Below are 1,978 nucleotides of genomic sequence, written 5' to 3'. Positions count from 1 at the left end.
CCGCTGCACCTGGAGGAGCGGCCGCTGCCGGTGCCCGGCTCCGCAGAGGTGCTACTGCGCGTCGAGGCCTGCGCGGTGTGCCGCACCGACCTGCACGTGGTCGACGGCGAACTGCCGCTGCCGCGCCTGCCGCTGGTGCCGGGGCACGAGATCGTCGGCATCGTCGAGCGGCTCGGCCCCGGGGYCACGCGGCTGCGCACCGGCATGCGCGTCGGCGTGCCGTGGCTCGGCCACACCTGCGGGCACTGCGCGGCCTGCGCGCGCGGCAGCGAGAACCTGTGCGAGGCGCCGGTCTTCACCGGCCACGGCCGCGACGGCGGCTTCGCGACGCACACCGTCGCCGAAGCCGATTTCTGCATCGAGCTGAACCTGGACCAGCCGCCGCTGCTGGTGGCGCCGCTGCTGTGCGCCGGGCTGATCGGCTGGCGCAGCCTGCGCCTGGCCGGCGATGCCCGCCACCTCGGCCTGTACGGCTTCGGGGCCGCGGCCCACCTGGTCGCGCAGGTCGCGCTGCAGCAGGACCGCCAGGTCCACGCGTTCACGCGGCCGGGCGACATCGCCGCGCAGGACTTCGCGCGCCGCCTCGGCGCAGTGTGGGCCGGCGCGAGCACCGAGGCGCCGCCGCACGCGCTCGATGCCGCCATCCTGTTCGCACCGGCCGGCGAGTTGGTGCCGCTCGCGCTGCGCGCGGTGCGCCCCGGCGGCCGCGTGGTCTGCGGCGGCATCCACATGAGCGACATCCCGTCGTTTCCGTACGAGTTGCTGTGGCACGAGCGGCAGCTGATGTCGGTGGCGAACCTCACGCGCGCCGACGCTGCCGAGTTCTTCGCATTCGCGCGCCGCCATCCGCTCGACGTGCACGCCACACCCTACCCGCTGGACCGCGCCAACGTCGCGCTGGCCGACCTGCGTGCCGGGCGCGTACTGGGGGCAGCGGTCGTGATGCCGTAGCGCGCGGCGCGGCGCCGGATCAGCGCATGGCGGGCGCCGGCGACCAGGCCGGCCGCGCATCCACCGTCGACTCGACCACCACCAGCCAGCGCCCGGCCCACGGGCTCGGCAGCCGGTCGGCGCGCAGCATCCACAGCGAATGCCCCTGCGCGAGCGCAGCGTCATAGTCGGCATCGAGCACGCCGTAGCGGTCGAGGAACTCGTCCAGGCGTTCCGGGATGCGGATGCAGCCCTTCGACTGCGCCGAGCCGAGGCGACGCTCGAGCAGGTCCGGGTCGGTCGCATGCACCTGCAGGCGCATCACGCTCATCGCGTGGTCGCCCCAGCCCTTGGGCGCCGCGACCCAGCCGAAGTCGAACACCCGCGCGCCCTTGCGGCCGTAGCCGCGGATGCCGAGCTCGTTGCGCGTCCCCTCGGCGCGGAAATCCGGGTTCTGCRGCGAATGCGCGAACACGCCGGGCGGCGTCGTGAAATGCTCGTAGCGCCCCGGCAGCCCGGTCGACACCGGCGCCGCGCCGACCACCCGCCAGCCGTCCTCGGGCGAGCCCCAGAACAGCACCAGCGCCTGCACCTGCGGATGGCGATCGACCAGCAGCACGAACTGCGTCGCCGGCCCCGGGTCGATCGCAGCGGCCTGCCACGCCCCGGCGAGCAGCGCCGCGTAGCCGGCGGCCGCCGGCTCGGGCAACTCGAGCCGCGGGCTCACCTGCTCGGCGAACGCGTCGGCCAATGGCGGCGACGGGAACGGGCGCTGTGCCTGCAGCGGCCCCACGGCCGCGAGCAGTGCGGCGAAAGCCAGCCGGCGCAGCCCGCGGTTCACGCCCGCGCGGTCGGCGTCGCGGCTTCCTGCGCGCGCACCAGCAGCACCGGCACCGGCGACGAGCGCAGCACCTGCTCGGCATCGCTGCCGAGGAAGAAGCGGCTCGCGCCGCGGCGGCCGTGCGTGCCGAGCACGACCAGGTCGGCGCCCCAGCGGCGCGCCTCCTGCTCGACCGCATCGGCCAGCCGCGTGGCCAGGCCCTCGAAC

The 1,978-nt window shown here is 75.5% G+C and carries 3 protein-coding genes; 1 reads left to right on the top strand and 2 read right to left on the bottom strand.

Annotation, left to right across the window (positions count from 1 at the left end; genetic code table 11):
• Window positions 1-3: 3 nt before the first annotated feature.
• Window positions 4-951: a zinc-binding alcohol dehydrogenase family protein gene (locus AC1D12_RS31925; RefSeq protein WP_477845181.1), complete on the top strand. Its 948-nt coding sequence runs from the start codon at window positions 4-6 to the stop codon at window positions 949-951.
• 19 nt (window positions 952-970) lie between these two features.
• Here the strand turns inward: AC1D12_RS31925 and AC1D12_RS31920 are convergent, their stop codons facing one another.
• Both AC1D12_RS31920 and AC1D12_RS31915 read right to left on the bottom strand, forming a co-directional pair.
• Window positions 971-1,771 (bottom strand): L,D-transpeptidase, encoded by an 801-nt coding sequence (locus tag AC1D12_RS31920; protein WP_477845180.1) that lies wholly within the window; start codon window positions 1,769-1,771, stop codon window positions 971-973.
• Window positions 1,768-1,978 (bottom strand): universal stress protein (locus tag AC1D12_RS31915; RefSeq protein WP_477845179.1); only part of this gene is annotated, 211 nt, incomplete at its 5' end. The genes AC1D12_RS31915 and AC1D12_RS31920, both read right to left, overlap by 4 nt.

Source organism: Rhizobacter sp. P1_G5, from assembly GCF_056405435.1.
The sequence above is the reverse complement of the archived record's forward strand: the minus strand, read 5'-3'. Positions and strand labels throughout refer to the sequence as shown.